This is a genomic window from Streptomyces sp. NPDC029674, from assembly GCF_044903205.1.
In the GTDB taxonomy this organism is placed as follows: Bacteria; Actinomycetota; Actinomycetes; order Streptomycetales; family Streptomycetaceae; genus Streptomyces.
This window is the reverse complement of the sequence record NZ_JBJDPY010000003.1, coordinates 432,320-450,475: the sequence shown is the minus strand read 5'-3', so window position 1 is coordinate 450,475 and position 18,156 is coordinate 432,320. Positions and strand designations below refer to the sequence as shown.

At 71.5% G+C, this 18,156-nt stretch carries 17 protein-coding genes and 1 tRNA gene; 3 read left to right on the top strand and 15 right to left on the bottom strand.

What is annotated here, in order from left to right; all coding sequences use genetic code 11:
* Positions 1 to 15: 15 nt before the first annotated feature.
* The 3 genes from ACI2L3_RS09470 to ACI2L3_RS09460 are packed head-to-tail and all read right to left on the bottom strand — an operon-like array spanning position 16 to position 3,319.
* Complete coding sequence (locus ACI2L3_RS09470; RefSeq protein WP_404751724.1) at positions 16 to 894, bottom strand: SDR family oxidoreductase; 879 nt, start codon at positions 892 to 894, stop codon at positions 16 to 18.
* Positions 891 to 1,778 (bottom strand): alpha/beta fold hydrolase, encoded by an 888-nt coding sequence (locus ACI2L3_RS09465; RefSeq protein ID WP_404751723.1) that lies wholly within the window; start codon positions 1,776 to 1,778, stop codon positions 891 to 893. The genes ACI2L3_RS09470 and ACI2L3_RS09465 overlap by 4 nt, the downstream gene beginning before the upstream one ends.
* Positions 1,775 to 3,319, bottom strand: a complete 1,545-nt coding sequence (locus tag ACI2L3_RS09460; protein WP_404751722.1) for a flavin-containing monooxygenase — start codon at positions 3,317 to 3,319, stop codon at positions 1,775 to 1,777. Before ACI2L3_RS09460 ends, ACI2L3_RS09465 begins: the two co-directional genes overlap by 4 nt.
* Positions 3,320 to 3,619: 300 nt before the next feature.
* Here ACI2L3_RS09460 and ACI2L3_RS09455 point away from each other — a divergent pair, with 300 nt between their 5' ends.
* On the top strand, positions 3,620 to 4,246 hold the full coding sequence (locus ACI2L3_RS09455; protein WP_404751931.1) for a MerR family transcriptional regulator: 627 nt from the start codon (positions 3,620 to 3,622) through the stop codon (positions 4,244 to 4,246).
* 12 nt (positions 4,247 to 4,258) lie between these two features.
* Here ACI2L3_RS09455 and ACI2L3_RS09450 read toward each other — a convergent pair whose 3' ends face one another.
* On the bottom strand, positions 4,259 to 5,278 hold the full coding sequence (locus ACI2L3_RS09450; RefSeq protein WP_404751721.1) for a DUF6528 family protein: 1,020 nt from the start codon (positions 5,276 to 5,278) through the stop codon (positions 4,259 to 4,261).
* A gap of 171 nt (positions 5,279 to 5,449) precedes the next feature.
* Positions 5,450 to 6,241: an exodeoxyribonuclease III gene (locus ACI2L3_RS09445; RefSeq protein WP_404751720.1), complete on the bottom strand. Its 792-nt coding sequence runs from the start codon at positions 6,239 to 6,241 to the stop codon at positions 5,450 to 5,452.
* Between the two features lie 69 nt (positions 6,242 to 6,310).
* On the opposite strand from ACI2L3_RS09445, the gene ACI2L3_RS09440 reads away from it, so the two are divergent.
* Positions 6,311 to 6,868: a GNAT family N-acetyltransferase gene (locus ACI2L3_RS09440; protein WP_404751719.1), complete on the top strand. Its 558-nt coding sequence runs from the start codon at positions 6,311 to 6,313 to the stop codon at positions 6,866 to 6,868.
* A 16-nt stretch (positions 6,869 to 6,884) separates the two neighbouring features.
* On the opposite strand, the gene ACI2L3_RS09435 is transcribed toward ACI2L3_RS09440, so the two are convergent.
* The 9 genes from ACI2L3_RS09435 to galU form a co-directional block, all read right to left on the bottom strand.
* On the bottom strand, positions 6,885 to 8,108 hold the full coding sequence (locus ACI2L3_RS09435) for a HAMP domain-containing protein (RefSeq protein ID WP_404751718.1): 1,224 nt from the start codon (positions 8,106 to 8,108) through the stop codon (positions 6,885 to 6,887).
* A 22-nt stretch (positions 8,109 to 8,130) separates the two neighbouring features.
* Positions 8,131 to 8,598, bottom strand: coding sequence for a hypothetical protein (locus ACI2L3_RS09430; protein WP_404751717.1), 468 nt, complete (start codon positions 8,596 to 8,598; stop codon positions 8,131 to 8,133).
* 109 nt (positions 8,599 to 8,707) lie between these two features.
* A tRNA-Ala gene (locus tag ACI2L3_RS09425) sits at positions 8,708 to 8,781 on the bottom strand.
* Positions 8,782 to 8,866: 85 nt separating this feature from the next.
* A complete protein-coding gene (gene glpR / locus ACI2L3_RS09420; RefSeq protein ID WP_404751716.1) occupies positions 8,867 to 10,039 on the bottom strand; it encodes a gephyrin-like molybdotransferase receptor GlpR in 1,173 nt (390 codons plus the stop codon).
* A gap of 217 nt (positions 10,040 to 10,256) precedes the next feature.
* Positions 10,257 to 10,880 carry a GNAT family N-acetyltransferase gene (locus ACI2L3_RS09415; protein WP_404751930.1) on the bottom strand — a complete coding sequence of 208 codons (624 nt, stop codon included), beginning with the start codon at positions 10,878 to 10,880 and terminating at the stop codon, positions 10,257 to 10,259.
* Entirely contained in the window at positions 10,877 to 11,488 is a 612-nt protein-coding gene (locus tag ACI2L3_RS09410) for a molybdenum cofactor biosynthesis protein B (RefSeq protein WP_404751929.1), read from the bottom strand. The genes ACI2L3_RS09415 and ACI2L3_RS09410 overlap by 4 nt, the downstream gene beginning before the upstream one ends.
* Before the next feature lie 110 nt (positions 11,489 to 11,598).
* Positions 11,599 to 12,123 (bottom strand): cyclic pyranopterin monophosphate synthase MoaC, encoded by a 525-nt coding sequence (moaC, locus tag ACI2L3_RS09405; RefSeq protein ID WP_404751715.1) that lies wholly within the window; start codon positions 12,121 to 12,123, stop codon positions 11,599 to 11,601.
* An 84-nt stretch (positions 12,124 to 12,207) separates the two neighbouring features.
* Positions 12,208 to 13,554, bottom strand: a complete 1,347-nt coding sequence (glp, locus tag ACI2L3_RS09400) for a gephyrin-like molybdotransferase Glp (RefSeq protein ID WP_404751714.1) — start codon at positions 13,552 to 13,554, stop codon at positions 12,208 to 12,210.
* A gap of 4 nt (positions 13,555 to 13,558) precedes the next feature.
* Complete coding sequence (gene galU / locus ACI2L3_RS09395; protein WP_404751713.1) at positions 13,559 to 14,470, bottom strand: UTP--glucose-1-phosphate uridylyltransferase GalU; 912 nt, start codon at positions 14,468 to 14,470, stop codon at positions 13,559 to 13,561.
* A 94-nt stretch (positions 14,471 to 14,564) separates the two neighbouring features.
* Here galU and ACI2L3_RS09390 point away from each other — a divergent pair, with 94 nt between their 5' ends.
* Positions 14,565 to 15,188, top strand: coding sequence for a 5-formyltetrahydrofolate cyclo-ligase (locus ACI2L3_RS09390; RefSeq protein ID WP_404751712.1), 624 nt, complete (start codon positions 14,565 to 14,567; stop codon positions 15,186 to 15,188).
* An 81-nt stretch (positions 15,189 to 15,269) separates the two neighbouring features.
* Here ACI2L3_RS09390 and ACI2L3_RS09385 read toward each other — a convergent pair whose 3' ends face one another.
* On the bottom strand, positions 15,270 to 18,101 hold the full coding sequence (locus ACI2L3_RS09385; RefSeq protein ID WP_404751711.1) for a penicillin acylase family protein: 2,832 nt from the start codon (positions 18,099 to 18,101) through the stop codon (positions 15,270 to 15,272).
* Positions 18,102 to 18,156 lie beyond the last annotated feature (55 nt).

Sequence of the window (18,156 nt, the reverse complement as noted above, 5' to 3'; positions counted from 1 at the left end):
GCGTTCACAGTGCCGTCAACTCCCCGCGCGCGCCGCCTCGTCCGCCGAGCCGCCCGCCCCGACCAGCCCGGTCGACACGCTGCCGAGCCGCGGCTCGAACCGCCGCATCTCGCGCTGGCCCACCGACCCGATGACCGCGGGCAGATAGCCGCGGACGCCCTGCATGCCCCGCAGCCACCACTGCGCGTACACATGGCTTGAGCGCCGCTCGATGCCCGCCACGATCCGGTCCACGGCGGGACCCAGCGGATACGTCTTGTTGGACGGCCACGGCAGCCGCTGCCGCAGCTCCCGCATCACGTCGTCCTGGTCGGCGCCCCGCACCATGTCCGTGTCGGTCCAGGACAGATAGCCGACGCCGACCTTGACGCCCTTGTAGCCGACCTCGGCCCGCAGCGCGTGCGCGTACGCCTCGACGCCCGACTTCGACGCGCAGTACGCCGTCATCATCGGCGCCGGGGTGATCGCGGCGAGCGAGGCGATCTGCAGCAGATAGCCGCGGCTCTCCATCAGGACGGGCAGGAAGGCCCGGCCGGTCACCGCGCTGCCTATGAGATTGACCTCTATGACGCGCCGCCACGAGTCCGGGTCGGACTCCAGGAAGGGCCCGCCGCCGGCCACGCCCGCGTTGGCGACGACGATGTCTACCTTGCCGAAGTGCTCCTTGACCTCCTGCGCGACCCGCGCCATCGCCGCGTGGTCGGTGACGTCCGCGTACCAGTGCGCGGAGTCGGTGTGCAGCCGCTCCGACACCTGCTTCAGCTCGTCCGGCTCCAGGCCGACGAGCGCGACCTTCGCGCCGCGCGCCGACAGCTTGCGCGCAAGCAGCTCACCGACTCCGCGCGCGGCCCCCGTGACGACCGCGACCTGTCCTTCCAGGCTGACCCTGCTCATGCGCCCTCCTTGACCTGTACGTACGTGGTGACGAGCTCCTGGATCCGTCCCGTGACGGCCTCCGGCGCCTCGATGGGCGTCATGTGTCCGACCCCGGTCAGCTCGGTGAGCCCCAGGCTCTCGGGCAGCGCGGCCGCGATGCGCCGCGCGTGCACGACGGGCGTGAGCCGGTCGGCCGTACCGGCGATGACGGCGGTCGGTACCCGCAAGGCGCCGACTTCGGCGTCCAGTTCGAGCGCGTCCAGCACGTGCGACCACCCGAAGCGCACCGCTCGCGGGCAGGCGTGCACGATCCGCGCGCATGCCTCGACCTTTTCCGGCGCCGCGCCGGGGCCCATCGTCGCGTACTTGAGGACGCGCTTGGCCAGCGGCGTCACGGGGCCGAGCGGCGCCCGCGAGCCGAGCACCGACCGGGTGATCCGGGTCCGTACGCGGCCGGCCCGCAGCAGGGGCACCACCAGGGACTCCGCGACGAGGGACGAGCTTCCGGTGCTGCACAGCAGGACGGCCGCGGCGTGCTCGCGGAAGCCCTCACGGCCGCCCGCCGCCATGATCGTCATGCCGCCCATGGAGTGCCCCACGAGCACGGCCTTCTCGCCCGGCGCGAGCGTCGCCGCGAGAACCGCTTCGAGGTCGTCGGCGAGCGCCCGGGTGCTGTACCCGTCGGCGCCCTCCGGCGCGGCGCTGCGCCCGTGCCCCCGCTGGTCGTACGCGATGACGCGGTGGTCGGCGCCGAGTTCGCGTATCTGCTCGGCCCAGAAGGCCGTGGAGCAGGTCCAGCCGTGGGCGAGCACCACGGCGGGCGCTCCCTCGGGGCCGTGCACCTCGACGTGGACGCGGGCCCCGTCGGCGGAGACGGCGGTCAGTTCGCGCGGCAGGCTCATGCCCCTGCCTCGACCTTCTCCGTCTCGGACTTCTCATCCGTACGGGAATCGGGCACCGCCTGGAGCGGCTTCGGGGCGCGCAGCACCTCGTACTCGGAGAGGTCGACGCGTCGCGTGGCCGCCCGGAACTCGGTGGTGGTGCCGGGCCAGACGGTCGTGTTGACGCCGTTCTCGTCGAGGTACCAGCTGTTGCAGCCGCCGGTGTTCCACACGGTCCGCTTCATCCGCTGCTGGACCCGCTCGTTCCAGGCGCTCACGGCGGCGGGCCGCGCGGCGAGGGCGCCACGCCCGCCCAGGACGTCCAGCTGCCGCAGGTAGTCGGCCATGTAGTTCAGCTGGGACTCGATCATCAGGATCATGGAGGAGTTCCCGAGCCCGGTGTTGGGGCCGATGATCGTCATCCAGTTGGGGAAGCCGGCCGCGGTCGCGCCGCGCAGCGCGTTCATGCCGCCCTTCCAGCTCTCCATGAGCGTCTGTCCCTCGTCACCCACCACGCGCTCGGCGATCGGCATGTCCGTGACGTGGAAGCCGGTGCCGAAGATGATCGCGTCGACCTCGGCCTCCGTGCCGTCCGCGGCGACGACGGTGTTGCCGCGGATCTCGCTCAGACCGCTGGCGACGACGTCGACATTGGGCTTGGCGAGCGCCGGATAGTAGGTGTTGGAGAGCAGGATGCGCTTGCAGCCGATGCGGTACGTCGGGGTCAGCTTGGCCCGCAGCGCCGGGTCCTTGATGGCCCGGTACATGTTGCGCTTGGCGATCTGCTCGACCATGCCGAGCTCGTTGGGCCGCTTGGTGAACGCCTGGACCTGCAGCTCCCTGATGCCCCACAGGATGCCGCGCCGCGCCTGGGTGGTGAACGGCAGCTGCTTGTGCAGCCAGCGCTCGGCGCCGGTGATGGCGCGGTCGGCGCGCGGCATCACCCACGGGGGCGTGCGCTGGAAGAGGGTCAGCTTGCCGACCTTCTTCTGGATCTCGGGCACGATCTGGATGGCGGAGGCGCCGGTGCCGATCATGGCGACGCGCTTGCCGCGCAGGTCGTAGTCGTGGTCCCAGCGCGCGGAGTGGAAGACCTTGCCGGGGAAGGTGTCGATGCCCGGGATGTCGGGGGTCTTGGGGTCGGAGAGCGGTCCGGTGGCCGAGACGACGACGTCCGCGGTGTACGTCCCGTTGCTGGTCTCGATCAGCCAGTGCAGCCGGTCCGCGTCCCAGGTCATCAGCTTCACCTCGGTGTCGAGGCGGATGTGCGGGCGGAGCCGGAAGGTGTCGGCGACGTGCTCCAGGTACTCCTGGATGTGCTCCTGGCCGGAGAAGGTGCGCGGCCAGTCCGGGTTGGGCGCGAAGGAGAACGAGTACAGGTGCGAGGGCACGTCGCAGGCGCAGCCCGGGTAGCTGTTGTCGCGCCAGGTGCCGCCCACCGCGCCGGCCCGCTCCAGGACCACGAAGTCGGTGATGCCCTCCCGGCGCAGCCGCACGGCCGCGCCGAGTCCACCGAACCCGGATCCGATCACCGCCACCCGTACGTGCTCGTGCTCTGCCATTCCGCCGCCTCCCGGAAGTTCGCGAACCGTGCCAGTGGCTACTGGCGCAATTGGAGAGTAGGGCAGTTCCGTACTCATGGGTAGGGGTCGAGCGGATTCGGGCCCCGTAAGGGGCGCGGGGAACTGCGCGAGCAACCGACGACAAGCCGCACCCGCGGTGGAACCCGCCGCGGCAGACGCGACCGCGCCTCGGAGGAGGCCGAGCGCTCAGTTCCCCGCGCCCCCGCCGGGGCACGGCATAGGCTTCCCTCCGTGGCAGACGAACGTGAGACCGAACCCGGGGACGTACGCGAATACCGCATGGCCGAGCTGGCCGAGGCAGCCGGCATCACCGTGCGCACCGTCCGCTTCTACCGCGAGCGCGGCCTCATCCCGCCACCGCGCCGCGAGGGCCGCATCGCCTGGTACGACGAGCACCACCTGGCCAGGCTCCGCACCATCGCCGCCCTCCTGGAGCGCGGCCACACCCTCAACGGCATCGCGGAGCTCGCCGACGCCTTCGAGAAGGGCCGCGACGTCGGCGAACTCCTCGGCCTCGGCGCGCCGACCGAGGAGCAGCCGGTCCGCCTCACCCCCGAGGAGCTCGCCGACCACTTCGCGGGCGAGGTCACCCCGGAGAACCTCGTCGCCGCCCTGGACCTCGGCTACCTCGGCACCGACGGCGACGAACTCGTCCACATCAGCCGCCGTCTGCTCGACGCCTCCTCCACGTTCGTGCGCAAGGGAGTTCCGCTCGCGGCGGTCCTGGAGGCGGGGCAGCGGGTGCGCGAACACGCCGACGCGCTCGCGGAGTTGTTCATCACGGTCATGCGCACGCACACGCCCGATGCCGCGGACGTGGACATCGAGCAGCTGCGCCCGCTCGCCAAGAGCGTGGTGGAGGCCGAGCTGTCGATGGCCATGGACCGCCGCCTCAAGAAGCCGTGATCAGCGGCTCGTTCAGCGGGGCAGCCACCAACGCGCCTTGTAGATACCGCCGTTGACGAGCTTGTAGCTGCTCGCGGGTCGGTGCACGCTCACCGTCGTGGTCCACCAGGTCTCGTCGAGCCCGCTCTCCGGCACCGTGCTCACCACCTGCCCGGTGCGCGGATCGTCGCCGACCGCCTTCACGGACTTGCGGGAGATCTCCCCGGCCCCGGCGAAGTCCTGCCGGAAGGCCCCGCTGCTCACCTCGTACTGGAAGACGGCCGCGTTGGTCGTCACCCACAGCCGCCCGGGGCGCCCGGCGACCGGGAACAGGTCGTGCCCGCCCGGCGTCCGGCCCGGCGTCCCCACCGGCAGCCCCACCGCCGACCTCCGCGCCAGCGTGGGCCGCGCCGCCGTGCCGCCCACCTCGTACGCCACCAACTCGTCGTCGCCGACGGCCCACAGCACCCGGCGCGCCCCGTCCCAGTGCAGCCCGTGCGCGCCCTTGAGCCCGGCCTCCGCGTACCGCGTGGCCCGCGGCCCCAGCGACGCCGCGTACAGCCGCACCAGCGCGCCCGTGCTGCACGCCACGGCCACATTGCCGTCGGGCAGGATCTCGGCGCTGTGCGGGTTGAACAGATCGTCGCCGGGACCGAGCGCCGCGCCCCAGTACCGCCGGCCCGAGGGGTGCTCGACGACGGCCACGAAGCCGAACGACGCCGTCGTCAGGACGTACGCGCGCCGCCGGTGCACCCGTACCTTCGCCTCGCACGGGTACACCCAGCTCTCGTCCGGCCGCAGGTCCTGGTAGCGCGGGTCGCCGAGCGGCGAGAACTGCCAGCGCACGACGGACGGATCGGCGGCCGGGTCCCAGACGCGGCGCCGCGGGTCAAGCACGAGGAGGCGCCTGCTCGCCTGCTCGGTCAGCAGCACGGGCGGCGTACCGGCGGGGACCCCGCCACCGCCGCCCGTCGCATACGCCTGCGCGGCGGGCAGCGCCGCCGCGATCCCGGCACCCGCCGCGCCCAGCACGACGGCACGTCTCGATGGCACGGCGGAGATGGGCGCTGACGACATGAAGTCCCCCCGACAGCTCGGCAGTTGGTCATGTACGCGACCGCAATCTGCCATGCCGGGCGGACCCCGGACAGTCTTCTGCCGGACTTTGTGCCCGTGTCCCGCCGCCGACCACCCCGATGGCCGTCCCGGGGAGCCCGGGGAGCCCTACAGGTCGTAGACCACCGTCACGGGCGCGTGGTCGCTCCACCGCTCGGCGTGGGTCGCGGCCCGCTCCACGTACGCCTTCACCGCGCGCTCGGCGAGCCCGGCCGTCGCGACGTGGTAGTCGATGCGCCAGCCCGTGTCGTTGTCGAAGGCGCGCCCGCGGTACGACCACCACGAGTAGGGGCCCTCGACGCCCGGGTGCTGCGCCCGTACGACGTCCTCGTACTCCGCGAAGACCTCGTCCATCCAGGCGCGCTCCTCCGGCAGGAACCCGGAGTTCTTCTTGTTGCCCTTCCAGTTCTTGAGGTCGGCCTCCCGGTGGGCGATGTTCCAGTCGCCGCAGACGACGACATGCCGCCCCTCGGCGGCGGCCCGCACCTTGAGCTCCTTGAGGTAGTCGAGGAACTCCTTCATGAACCGGACCTTCTCGTCCTGCCGCTCGGTGCCGACCTCACCGGAGGGCAGATACAGGCTGGCCACCGTGACACCCGGCAGATCGGCCTCCACATAGCGGCCGCTGCCGTCGAACTCCGCCGACCCGAAACCGATCCGCACCCGGTCCGGCTCCCGGCGCGTGTACAGCGAGACACCGGCGCGCCCCTTGGCGGCCGCGGGCGCGTGCACGACGTGCCAGCCCTCGGGGGCCCGCACCTCGTCCGGCAGCTGATGCGCCTCGGCGCGCACCTCCTGAAGGCAGAGCACGTCGGCCGAGGTCCCGGCGAGCCACTCCACGAAGCCCTTCTTGGCGGCGGCGCGCAGGCCGTTCACATTCACGCTGGTCACAGTGAGCATCCCGGCACGATACCGGCACACTGGACGACACCACTCTCATCCGTTACGCATAGAAGTACGATGGAGCGCATGTCTATCCAAGCCCGTGACGCCGCCGCCCCCATACCCGCCCAGGGCCGCGACACCACCGCCCCCGCCCGTACCTCCGTCGAGCTGCGCACCGTGACCTTCGCGCACCCCGACGCGGTCCGGCTCAACGACCGCGTCCAGCTCGAGTACGCGGAGCGCTACGGCGACGACGGCGACCTCACCCATCTCGACCCCACCATGTTCGAGCCCCCACGCGGCCTCTACCTCATCGCGTACGACGACGAGGGCACCGCCCTTGCCACCGGCGGCTGGCGCGCCATGGACGAGAACGAGGAGAACTACCAGGACGGCGACGCCGAACTGAAGCGCATGTACGTGACCCCCGAAGCCCGGGGCCTGGGCCTCGCCCGCCGCATCCTCGCGGCCCTGGAGGCCGACGCGAAGGCGGCGGGCCGGACCCGCATGGTCCTGGAGACGGGCACGAAGCAGCCGGAGGCGATAGCCCTCTACACCTCCAGCGGCTACACGCCCGCCCCGGAGAAGTTCGGCTACTACCGCTTCGACGACCTGAGCCGCTGCTACGTAAAGCTCCTCTAGCCCGCCCGGCGGCGGGCTACTCCCGCACGGCCGACCCGAGATCGAACTCGGCCAACGCCCCGCCCCCGGCCGGATTGCCGAACCGCAGCCCCGCCCCGAGAACCCGCGCCTGCCCCTGCGCGATCGTCAGCCCGAGGCCGAGCCCCACGCCCTTCTCCCCGCACCCGCTCCGGAACCGCTGCGGCCCGCCGGACAGCAGGGACTCCGGAAAACCGCTCCCGGAGTCCCGCACCCGCACCAGCCCGCCGTCGACCTCCACCACCACCGGCGCGGCCCCGTGCCGCAGCGCGTTGCTGACGAGGTTGGCGACCACCCGCTCCACCCGCCGCGGATCCGTCACCACCTCCGCGTCCCGCACGACGTCCACCGTCACACCGGCCGCCCCCGCGGCCCCGACCGCCGCCGACCTCCGCACCAGCGCGCCCAGTCCGCACCGCTCTGCGGCGACCCGCTCCCCCGCCCCGTCGAGCCGCGCCACCTCGATGACGTCGTCGACGAGCTCCCGCAACCGCCCCGCAGACTCCCGCACCAGCTCGGACGGGCGCCCGGGCGGCAGCAGCCCGGCCGCCGTCACCATCCCGGCCACCGGCGTACGCAGCTCGTGCGCGATGTTGGCCGTCACCTCGCGCTCCGCCTGGAGCCGGGCGGCGAGCGCGTCGGCCATCGTGTTCACGGCGGCCGCGAGCCGGGTGATCTCGTCCTTGCCGTGCAGCGGGAGCCGCGCCGTCAGGTCCCCCTCCGCGATGCGCTGCGCCGCCCCGGCCTTCGCCCTGAGCCGCCGCCCGAGCCGCGTCGCCACGAGCAGCCCCGCCACACACGCGAGCGCCGTCCCGATGCCGCCGGAGATCCACAGCACCCGGTCCAGATCCCGTACGGTCTCCACTTCCCTGTCGTACGGGCGCTTCAGCGCGACGACCTCCTTGCCGTACTTGCTCGCCGCCCACAGCTGCGGCACCCGCCCGCTCCGGTCCAGATAGACGCCCCACCGCCCCTTCGCCACGGCGCCGGCGAGCGGTCCCGGCAGGTCGACGGGGTCGATGAGGGTGCGGTCCCCGTCGATCCCGGCCGCGTGGTCCTGCACGGCGGTCTGCAACCGGTCCCCGATCTGGCTGCGCGCGCCCGCGTACTGCGCCTCGACGGTGCGGTGATGCACGAGGAGCCCCATCACGACGGCCACCACGGCCGCGGTGGCCGCGATGGCGAGACCGATCTTGGCGCGCAGCCCCATCCCCATCGCCATCCCCATCCTCGCCCTCATGCCCTCAGAGGTCCGGAGCCGACAGCCGGATCCCCTGGAACTGCACGTTCACCGCCGCGGCGGGCAGTTCCTCCGGCTTCTCCGGCTCGACGGTGGCCCGCCGGTAGTACGCCACGCCCTCCGGCCGCTCCAGACCGCTGAGCGTCAGCGTCGCGTCGTACGGCTCGGCCCGGCATCCGGGGCGGCACCACGGGCCCGCGAGCTTCCCGGTGGCCCGCGCGGTCGGGCCGCCCCAGTCCCGCCAGCTCAGCTCGGAGACCACGACGGACTCGGTGAGCTCCACGGCGGTGGGCTGTTGCAGGGGCTGTCCGGACGCATCGGCCACGTAGACGGGCCCTGCCATCCTCGACGGCCGCAGCGCGGGCCCCTCCACCCGCAGCCCCCGCGGTTCGGCACACCCGCCCGCGAGCACGGCGGCCAGCACGGTGCCGCAGATCACAGCGACCCTCGTAGCCCTCAAAGGGGACAGCATGGATCAAATGTATCCAGCCACACATAAACCACACGCGGAGCGCGGCTTCCCGGAAGGCAACGCAAAGATCCCGCCCAGTTCGATGAACTGGACGGGATCTCATGTGCAGTGGACCTGTGGGGATTTGAACCCCAGACCCCCTCGATGCGAACGAGGTGCGCTACCAGACTGCGCCACAGGCCCTTGCAACGAGTGAAACTCTAGCATCCCGATCGGGGTGGTCGGAAATCCGGTCCTGGCTGGTCAGCCCGGACGACCTCACGGTCCTTCACTCGTTGGCCGCGCGCGGCCGGCCGCCGTCCTCGTACTGGTCGAAGAGCGGCGTGCGGCCGCGCTCGCGAGCCCGCCGCGCGGACGCCGCACGGCGCTTGTCGCTGCGGCCGCCGCCGGCGTCGGCGCCCTCGGCCCCGTCGATGTCCCCCGGGCCCGCGGCCGGTTGCTCCCGCCCGGCCGCGCGGTCCGCGGCCGGCTCCGCCGTGCTCGACCGCACGGAGCTCCAGACGTCGGGTGCGCCCAGGTCGACGCTGCCGGTGGCGCGCGGGGCGACCGGCGCGGTCACGTACGTCGGCAGCGGCACCGGGACCGGGTCCCAGCTGTCGCCGCGGCCCGGGCCGCGCTGCCGCTCGCGCTGCTGGTCGACCCACTCCGCGTGGTCGGTCTGCTCGACGAGGGCGCGGCGGTCCGCGGCGAGCGCGGAGAGACCGGTCTCCGTTCCGGGCGCCGCTCCCTCGTCCGCCGTGTCGTCGGCGGTGTGCTCCGCGCCCGCGGGCCTGCGGCGGGGCTGCCGCTCGCGCAGCCGCTGCGCCGCGACCTCGGCCCTGCGCCGGTCCATCGTGTACGTGAAGCGGCGCCGCTCCTGGCCGCGCAGATAGACGATGTACGCGCTGAGCAGCACCGCGGGGACGGCGGGCGCCCAGAGGAAGGCGAGCCCGCCGACCGCGGCGACGACCGTGCCGGCCGTGAAGGCGAGGAAGAGGAGCACCGTCGTGCGGCGGCGCCGGGCGAGCACCTTGACGCGGCGGGCGCGCGCGGCGGCCTCCGCCGACGCGGCGCGCTGTGCGGGCGTCGGCCTGGCCGGGGCGTGGGCGCGGGGCGCGGGTTCGGGTTCCCGCGTGCGTTCGGGTTCGGGTTCGCGCTCCGCCCGGTCGGCCCGGGACGCCGCCGTGTCGGTCAGGGGCGCGACGAAGGACCGGACGTCCACCGAGCCGGTGATGCCGTCCGGGTCGTCGAGCGACTCCCCTTCCTCGGGCGAGCGCGCTTGCAGGTCCTTGGCGTATCGGCGCTCCATGCCCGCCCGTCCGGACAGCAGCCGGATGGCGGTGCTGAAGCGTTCCGTCGGACGGGCTTCGTTCAGCTCGTCCTGCCTACGGAGCCACATCGGCACCAAGTAGGCGGCCCAGGCCCCGACGATGACTGCGTAGATGAGGCCGCTGCTGCTCACGCTCACACGGTAGAGGGGTTTGCGTGAGGCCATCTGCCAATTGCGCCGGTGTGTCGCACGATCTGGCTGATATCTCGAACTTTTTTTGTGACTGATGCGATCAACGAGGCGTCCAGAGGCGGAAATTTAATGCCTGAGACAAGTCTCATACGGACCTCGGACGGTCCATCACCGATCAATTTCGAACACTTATTTCATTTACGGGGATGGCGCCGGTCTAGGCCGTGTTCCGAGGTCGTGCCTGGTGCCAGCGGCGCAACAACCCTTCCGGGACCTCTTCGGTCGTGAGCGCGAAGACGAGATGATCCCGCCACGCGCCGTCGATGTGCAGATACCGCGGACGGAGCCCCTCCTCGCGGAATCCGAGTTTCTCCACGACCCGTCGACTCGGCGTGTTCTCGGGGCGAATACAGACCTCGATACGGTGCAGCCCGACCGAGCGGAAGCAGTGGTCGACGGCGAGCGCCACGGCGGTCGGCATGACCCCGCGGCCCGCGACGGACTCGTCGACCCAGTAGCCGACGTGCCCCGAACACATCGATCCCCAGGTGATCCCCGCGACCGTCAACTGCCCGACGAGACGCCCTTGGTACTCGATGACGAATGGCAGCATGCGGCCCGCGTTGGCCTCCGCGCGCAGGTGACGGACCATCTGGCGGTAGGTGGGGCGGTGCACGATCGGGCCGGTGGGGGTGGGCGGCGGGATCGTGGCCTCCCAGGGGCGCAGCCAGTCGCGGTTGCGCCGGTTGACCTCGCGCCAGGCCCGCTGGTCACGCATCTTTATGGGACGGAGGGCGATGTCGCCGTCCGTCAGCTCGACGGGCCAGGAGGAGCCGTTCAGCTCGCACCCCCGGGCGGACCGGGATGGTCGCCGCCCCGCAGCTGGTCGACGGCGTGCCTCAGCAGCGGCTCCAGGACAGCGAGTCCGTCGCGTACGCCTCCGGTGGAGCCAGGCAGGTTCACGATGAGCGTCCGGCCCGCGACCCCGGCGAGTCCCCGCGACAGCACGGCCGTGGGGACCTTGTCCCTGCCGTACGCGCGGATCGCCTCGCCGATGCCCGGCACCTCGTGGTCGATGACGCGGCGGGTGGCCTCGGGGGTGCGGTCGGTGGGCGAGATGCCGGTGCCGCCGGTGGTCAGGATGACGTCGTAGCCGGCCTCCGCGCCCGCGCGCAGGGCCTGTTCGACGGGCTCGCCGTCGGGGACGACCCGCGGACCGTCGACGGCGAATCCGAGCGCGGTAAGACCCTCGACGAGGATCGGGCCTCCGCGGTCGGCGTAGACGCCCGCGGCGGCGCGATTCGACGCGGTCACGACGAGCGCGCGGTACGGAGCGAGAAGGGCACCGCCGCACGACGGGTCCGGAGCTTGCGACGGTGCCTGCGCCCGCGCATGCGTCTGTCCGGCGGGCTGCGCCTGCCCGAAGGGCTCCGCCCCGGAGGGCTGCACCCCGGAGGGCTGCACCCCGGAGGACTGCGCCTGCCCGAAGGGCTGCACCCCGGAGGGCCGCGCCTGCCCGGAGGGCTGCGTCTGCTCGTCGCCGGGCTCGCTTCCGTCGCTCACGCCTGCGTCCCTTCACGGCTCCAGTCCCCGGACTTGCCGCCGGTCTTCTCCTCGACGCGTACGTCCGTGATGACGGCGCCCTTGTCGACGGCCTTCACCATGTCGACCACCGTGAGGGCGGCGACGCTCACCGCGGTGAGGGCCTCCATCTCGACGCCCGTGCGGTCCGTCGTCTTCACCGTGGCGAGGATCTCGACGGCGTCATCCGCCACGGAGAGGTCGAGCTTCACTCCGGAGACGGCCAGCGGGTGGCAGAGCGGGATCAGGTCCGGCGTGCGTTTGGCGCCCATGATCCCGGCGATCCGCGCGGTGGCCAGGGCGTCGCCCTTCGGCACGCCCTCGCCGCGCAGCAGCTCGATCACGCGCGGCGAGACCAGGACGCGGCCGCTGGCGCGGGCGGTGCGCGCGGTCACGTCCTTGGCGGACACGTCGACCATGCGGGCCGCGCCCGCCTCGTCGATGTGGGTCAGTCGCTGCTGGTCAGGGGCTCCGGGGGTGTCCCCCCGGGAAATCGCGGTCATGTGCTTGGCGCTCCCGGTCCGGGCTCCGCGCGGTGCGGCGCGCGGGCCTGTTGTGCGCGACACGGTACCGCGCGGACGGCCTGCTCAGCCGAGCAGGACCACCTCGACGTCCGCGCCCGGCTCCACCGACGTGGTGTCCTCGGGGACGACGATCAGCGCGTCCGCGTGCGCCAGTGCGGCGATCAGATGGGAGCCGGACCCGCCGACGGGCGTCACGGCGCCCGCCCCGGCGTCGTACCTCCCCCGGAGGAACTGGCGGCGCCCCTCGGGCGAGCGCAGCGGCTCGTCCGACTCCAGCTTCGCGCGCGTGGCGGGCCGGTGGACCTCCGGGAGGCCCATGAGGGTGCGGATCGCGGGGCGCACGAACAGCTCGAAGGAGACGTACGAGGAGACGGGATTGCCCGGCAGCGCGAGGAGCGGGGTGTGGTCGGGGCCGATGGAGCCGAAGCCCTGCGGCTTGCCGGGCTGCATGGCGATCTTACGGAACTCGACGCCGCTGCCCGCCCCGATGCCGTCCTCGGTGTCCGGGTCGCCGATGGAGGTCAGGGCCTCCTTCACGACGTCGTAGGCGCCCACGCTGACGCCGCCGGTGGTGACGACGAGGTCGGCGCGGATCAGCTGGTCCTCGATGGTGGAGCGCAGCGTCTCGGCGTCGTCGGCGACCGCGCCCACGCGGTAGGCGATGGCTCCGGCGTCGCGGGCGGCCGCGGTGAGGGCGAAGCTGTTGGAGTCGTAGATCTGGCCGGCCGCCAATTCCTCGCCGGGCTGGACCAGTTCGCTGCCGGTGGACATGACGACCACGCGCGGGCGGGGGCGGACCTTGACCGTGCCGCGGCCGATCGCGGCGAGCAGGGCGATCTGCGGGGGGCCGAGGACGGTCCCCGCGGACAGCGCCCGGTCGCCCGCCCGGACGTCGCTGCCCCGCTCGCGCACGTGCGCGCGTGCCTCGGCGGCGCGGTGCACGCGGACCTCTCCGGAGGCGCCCTCGGGGGCGGCGCTGTGGGCGCGCATTCCGGAGACGGGGCCTTCGCCCAGGCCGCCGTCGGTCCACTCCACGGGGACGACGGCCTCGGCGCCGGGCGGCAGCGGGGCGCCGGTCATGATGCGGGCGGCCTGGCCCGCGCCGACGGTGGGCTGCGCACCCGCGCCCGCGGCCACGTCGCCGATGACCGTCAGGACGGCGGGGAACTCCTCGCTCGCGCCCGCGACGTCGGCGACCCGCACCGCGTAACCGTCCATGGAGCTGTTGTCGAAGGGCGGCAGCGAGACGGGCACCGTGACGTCCTCGACCAGGACGCAGCCCTGGGCGTCGAGGAGTTGGAGCTCGATCGGTTCGAGCGGGCGGACGGTCGCGAGGATGTCGTCCAGATGCTCTTCCACCGACCAGAACTGGTCCCGGCCGGTGGTCGGTGTCGTCGTGCTGCTGCTCAAAGTGCTACATCTCCTCGGTGACGTAACTGCGAAGCCAGGACTGGAAGTCCGGTCCCAGATCTTCACGTTCGCACGCGAGTCTGACAATGGCACGCAGATAGTCACCGCGGTCACCGGTGTCATAGCGGCGGCCCTTGAAGACCACGCCGTGCACCGGACCGCCGATCTTCTCGTCGGCCGCGAGCTGCTGGAGGGCGTCGGTGAGCTGGATCTCGCCGCCGCGGCCCGGCTCCGTCGTGCGCAGGATGCCGAAGATGTTCGGGTCCAGGACATAGCGGCCGATGATCGCGTAGTTCGACGGGGCGTCCGCCGCGTCGGGCTTCTCGACCAGGTCGGTGACCTTGACGACGTCGCCGTCCTCGGTGGCCTCGACCGCCGCGCAGCCGTAGAGGTGGATCTGCTCGGGGGCCACCTCCATGAGGGCGATGACGCTGCCGCCGTGCCGCTCCTGGATCTCGACCATGCGGGCGAGGAGCGGGTCGCGCGGGTCGATGAGGTCGTCGCCGAGGAGGACGGCGAACGGCTCCTGGCCGACGTGCGGAGCGGCGCACAGGACGGCGTGACCGAGCCCCTTGGGGTCGCCCTGGCGGACGTAGTGCATCGTCGCGAGGTCGCTGGACTCCTGGACCTTGGCGAGCCGGGCCTCATCGCCCTTCTTCAGGAGGGCGGACTCCAGTTCGTAGTTGCGGTCGAAGTGGTCCTCCAGGGGACGCTTGTTGCGGCCCGTGATCATGAGGACGTCGTCGAGACCGGCGGACACGGCCTCCTCGACCACGTACTGGATCGCCGGCTTGTCGACGACCGGCAGCATCTCCTTGGGGGTCGCCTTGGTGGCCGGCAGGAAGCGCGTTCCAAGACCTGCGGCAGGGATGACCGCCTTGGTGATCCTGGCGTGGGGGGGGTGAGACTCAGTCATGGCGCCCACCCTATCCGGTGCGTATGTGCGGAATCTGTGGGTCCAGATAATTCATCGGCATATGCGCCGACGAGGAAGGATTTGTGAGATCTCTATGAGCCGAACCGGCGGAACCGGACCAGACGGCCAGCCAACCAAGCGCATGTTGCGGCGAGACTTCCTCGCGGTGAGAAGCGGGTTGACTGAGGATGACGTGCGGAAGGCCGCCGCGGTTCTCGCCGACCGCGCCCTGGAGCTGCCCGAGCTCGCCGACGCGCGGACCGTCGCGGCGTACGTCTCCGTGGGGAGCGAGCCCGGCACCCGCGCGCTCCTCGACGCCCTGCACGCGCGCGGGACTCGTGTCCTGCTGCCGGTGCTGCTGCCGGACAACGACCTGGACTGGGGCGTGTACGACGGGGAGGGCTCCCTCGTCCGCGTACAACACCTCGGGAAGATCGAGCTGTTGGAGCCCGCGGGGACACGGCTCGGGCCCGACGCCGTCCTGGAGGCGGACGCCGTGCTGCTGCCGGGGCTCGCCGTGGACACGCGCGGGATGCGGCTCGGGCGGGGCGGCGGATCGTACGACCGGGTCCTCACCCGCCTCGAACGCTCGACCGCCGACCCCGCTCTCGTGGTGCTCCTGTACGACTCCGAAGTGGTCGAACACCTCCCCGAAGAGGCGCACGACCGGCCGGTGCACGCCGTCGTGACGCCGATGGGGGCACGCCGCTTCCGCTGAGGCCTTCGAGGCTTTGGAGCAGCCGAAAGGGCCCTCCACGCGTGCGTGGAGGGCCCTTTCAGGAGGTGCCGTGCGCGGCCGTCAGGGACGCAGTACCAGCTTGTCGCTCGTACTGCCCTCGACCGCCTTGTCCGAGTAGGCCCACGGCAGGAGCTCGCCCTTGGACCACTTGTCGGTCTGGTCGGTGTAGTGGGCGTTGTACGCGTGCCCCGAGGCGCCGGTGAGGTTGATCCACTTGGACTTGTCGAAGTCCTTGAGGTTCACCACCATCCGCATCGACGGCACCCAGAGCACTCCGTAGCCGCCCGCCGCGTTCCAGCCGGTCGCGTTGACCGCGGCCTCGCCGCCGCCGAGCTTCCACGGGCCGCGGTTGAGCACGTACTGCAGCCAGCCGGGGCCTTCGGTGCCGAGTGTCTGGTTCTTCAGCGTGAGCCGGTGCAGGCGGCCCCAGCTCCAGGTGTCGATGTCCTTGCCGAGCTTGGCCGTCAGGTCCCAGCGCGCGTCCTCCAGGGCCCGCGCGAACAGCTGGTCGCGGGTCTTGGTCGCCTTGTCGGTGCGGGTCTTCGGCGACTTCCACCAGGCGTTGGTCTCGTCGTCGATGATCTTGCGGACCACCTCGTAGTAGCGGTCGCCACCGTCCGGCTGGGCCGTGTCCGCGTCACGCTCACCGCACTCGCGCACCTTCTTGCCCTCGTCGGCGGGACCGGTGTTGCCGGCCGGCTCGACGCTCAGGCACTGTCCCTTGACGCGCAGCTCCTTGGGGAGCTTGTTGCCGAAGGCCAGCTTGAGGATGTTGCGCCAGACCGAGTTGAAGTACGCGGCGGCCGCCGAGTCGGCGTCCTGGGTGTAGTCCCAGCCTTCGAGGAGCTTCTGCGCCTCGCGGACGTACTTGTCCTTGACGTCGATCTTCAGCAGCTTGGGCACGAGCAGCTTGGCGATCTCGCTGCTGTTGTCCATCTGCATGAGGCGCATGTCCTCGGTGGAGATCTTGCCGCCGTTCTTGATCTTCGACTGGATGAGGTCGTCGATCCGCTGGCTGCGCGCTCCGTAGCCCCAGTCCGAGGTGAGCTTGTACGGGTACTTGTCGCTGACCACGGCCTGGTTGGCGGTGACGATGTAGCCGCGCTTGGGGTTGTACTCGTAGGGCAGCGCGTCCTGCGGGATGTAGCCGTTCCAGCGGTAGTCGCGGTCCCAGCCGGGGGCCGGGAGCGAGCCGTCGCCCTTGCCGCGGGTGGGGATCTTGCCGGGCGCCTGGTAGCCGATGTTGCCCTCGGTGTCGGCGTAGATCAGGTTCTGGGACGGCACTTCAAAAGAAGCGGCCGCCTTGCGGAACTCCGTGAAGTTCTTCGCCCTGTTCAGCTCGAAGACGGCGTCCATGGACTTGCCGGGGGTCAGCGCGGTCCAGCGCAGCGCCACTCCGTAGCCGTCGCCCCGGTCGGGGGCCGCGGTGTCGACGTGGGCCTTCTTGCCGACCTTGACGAGCTCGTCGTTGCGGTCGGAGATCAGCGGGCCGTTGTTGGTCTCGCGGACGGTGATCTTCTTCTCCTTGCCGCCGGCGACCTTGATGGTCTCCTCGCGGGAGGTGAAGGGCAGCACCTTGCCGTCGTACTGGTAGCCGTCCCCGGTGAACTTCTCCAGGTACAGGTCCGTGACGTCGGCGCCGAGGTTCGTCATGCCCCAGGCGATGTCCTCGTTGTGGCCGATGACCACGCCCGGCATGCCGGAGAAGGTGTAGCCGGAGACGTCGTACCCGCACTTCTCGGAGACCGACCGGCAGTGCAGGCCCATCTGGTACCAGACGGAGGGCAGCTGCGGCGCCAGGTGCGGGTCGTTGGCGAGGAGCGGCTTTCCGGTGATGGTGTGCTTGCCGGAGACGACCCAGGAGTTCGAGCCGATGCCGTTGCCGTTCGGGCCGAGGATGGCCGGGACCTCGTCCAGGGCGCCGGAGAGGCCGTTGAGCTGCGACTGCAGCCCGTCGGGCGCCTCGGTGCCGCCCGCGAGGCCGGTGCCGGCAGCGCCGCCGGTGCCGGTGCCAGTGCCGGTGCCTGTGCCGGTACCCGTACCGGTGCCAGTGCCCGTACCGGTGCCCGTGCCCGTGCCGCCGGTCCCGGTCTGGGTGTCGGTGGGCGTGGCGTCGGGGTCGTACTCCTCGGTGACGCCGTTGTAGGCGCCCTCGCGGACGATCGGCTTGTTCCGCTTGTACGGGTACTTCGGGTACAGGTCCTTGATCTGCGACGGGCCGAGGCGGCTCGTCATCAGGGAGCGGTCGATCTCTTCCTGCATGTTGCCGCGCAGGTCCCAGGCCATGGCCTTGAGCCAGGCCACGGAGTCGACCGGGGTCCACTCCTGCGGCTTGTAGTCGTTCTTGAAGCCGAGCGCCGCGTACTCGACGGAGATGTCCTTGCCGTCCTTGCCGGCGAGGTAGGCGTTGACTCCCTTGGCGTACGCCTGGAGGTACTTCTTCGTCTCCGGCGAGAGCTTGGAGTCGTACTCCTTCTTCGCCACCCGGTGCCAGCCGAGCGTGCGCAGGAATTCATCGGTCTTGACCTGGCTCTTCCCGAACATCTCGGAGAGCCGCCCGGAGGTCATATGACGACGGACGTCCATCTCGTAGAAGCGGTCCTGCGCCTGGACGAAGCCCTGGGCCATGAAGAGGTCGGTGTCGGAGTCGGCGTAGATCTGCGGGATCCCGTTCCCGTCACGCTTCACCTCGACGTTGTCCGAGAGGCCGTCGAGCTTGATCGATCCCTTGGTCTGCGGGAAGGAGGCGCGCACGGTGCTGATGCTCCAGTACGCGCCGAAGCCGATGCCTCCGACGATGGCCAGGACCAGGACGATCACGACGAGTCGGGCTCGGCGCCCCTTCTTCTTGCCGGACTTATGACCGGAAGAGGCGGTGGTGTTGGAGGGCATCGCTGTCCTTGCTGTCCTTACGCGAGCGGCAGGGCGGGCTGTGCTGTCGACTGGG

Excerpts from the sequence above, each read along its gene's own strand:
- galU (WP_404751713.1), bottom strand. The coding sequence starts at position 14,470 with ATGACTGAGTCTCACCCCCCCCACGCCAGGATCACCAAGGCGGTCATC.
- ACI2L3_RS09470 (WP_404751724.1), bottom strand. The coding sequence starts at position 894 with ATGAGCAGGGTCAGCCTGGAAGGACAGGTCGCGGTCGTCACGGGGGCC.
- ACI2L3_RS09430 (WP_404751717.1), bottom strand. The coding sequence starts at position 8,598 with ATGCTGTCCCCTTTGAGGGCTACGAGGGTCGCTGTGATCTGCGGCACC.
- moaC (WP_404751715.1), bottom strand. The coding sequence starts at position 12,123 with ATGACCGCGATTTCCCGGGGGGACACCCCCGGAGCCCCTGACCAGCAG.
- ACI2L3_RS09455 (WP_404751931.1), top strand. The coding sequence starts at position 3,620 with ATGGCCGAGCTGGCCGAGGCAGCCGGCATCACCGTGCGCACCGTCCGC.
- ACI2L3_RS09390 (WP_404751712.1), top strand. The coding sequence starts at position 14,565 with ATGAGCCGAACCGGCGGAACCGGACCAGACGGCCAGCCAACCAAGCGC.
- ACI2L3_RS09435 (WP_404751718.1), bottom strand. The coding sequence starts at position 8,108 with ATGGCGATGGGGATGGGGCTGCGCGCCAAGATCGGTCTCGCCATCGCG.
- ACI2L3_RS09385 (WP_404751711.1), bottom strand. The coding sequence starts at position 18,101 with ATGCCCTCCAACACCACCGCCTCTTCCGGTCATAAGTCCGGCAAGAAG.
- ACI2L3_RS09465 (WP_404751723.1), bottom strand. The coding sequence starts at position 1,778 with ATGAGCCTGCCGCGCGAACTGACCGCCGTCTCCGCCGACGGGGCCCGC.
- ACI2L3_RS09460 (WP_404751722.1), bottom strand. The coding sequence starts at position 3,319 with ATGGCAGAGCACGAGCACGTACGGGTGGCGGTGATCGGATCCGGGTTC.
- ACI2L3_RS09440 (WP_404751719.1), top strand. The coding sequence starts at position 6,311 with ATGTCTATCCAAGCCCGTGACGCCGCCGCCCCCATACCCGCCCAGGGC.
- ACI2L3_RS09445 (WP_404751720.1), bottom strand. The coding sequence starts at position 6,241 with ATGCTCACTGTGACCAGCGTGAATGTGAACGGCCTGCGCGCCGCCGCC.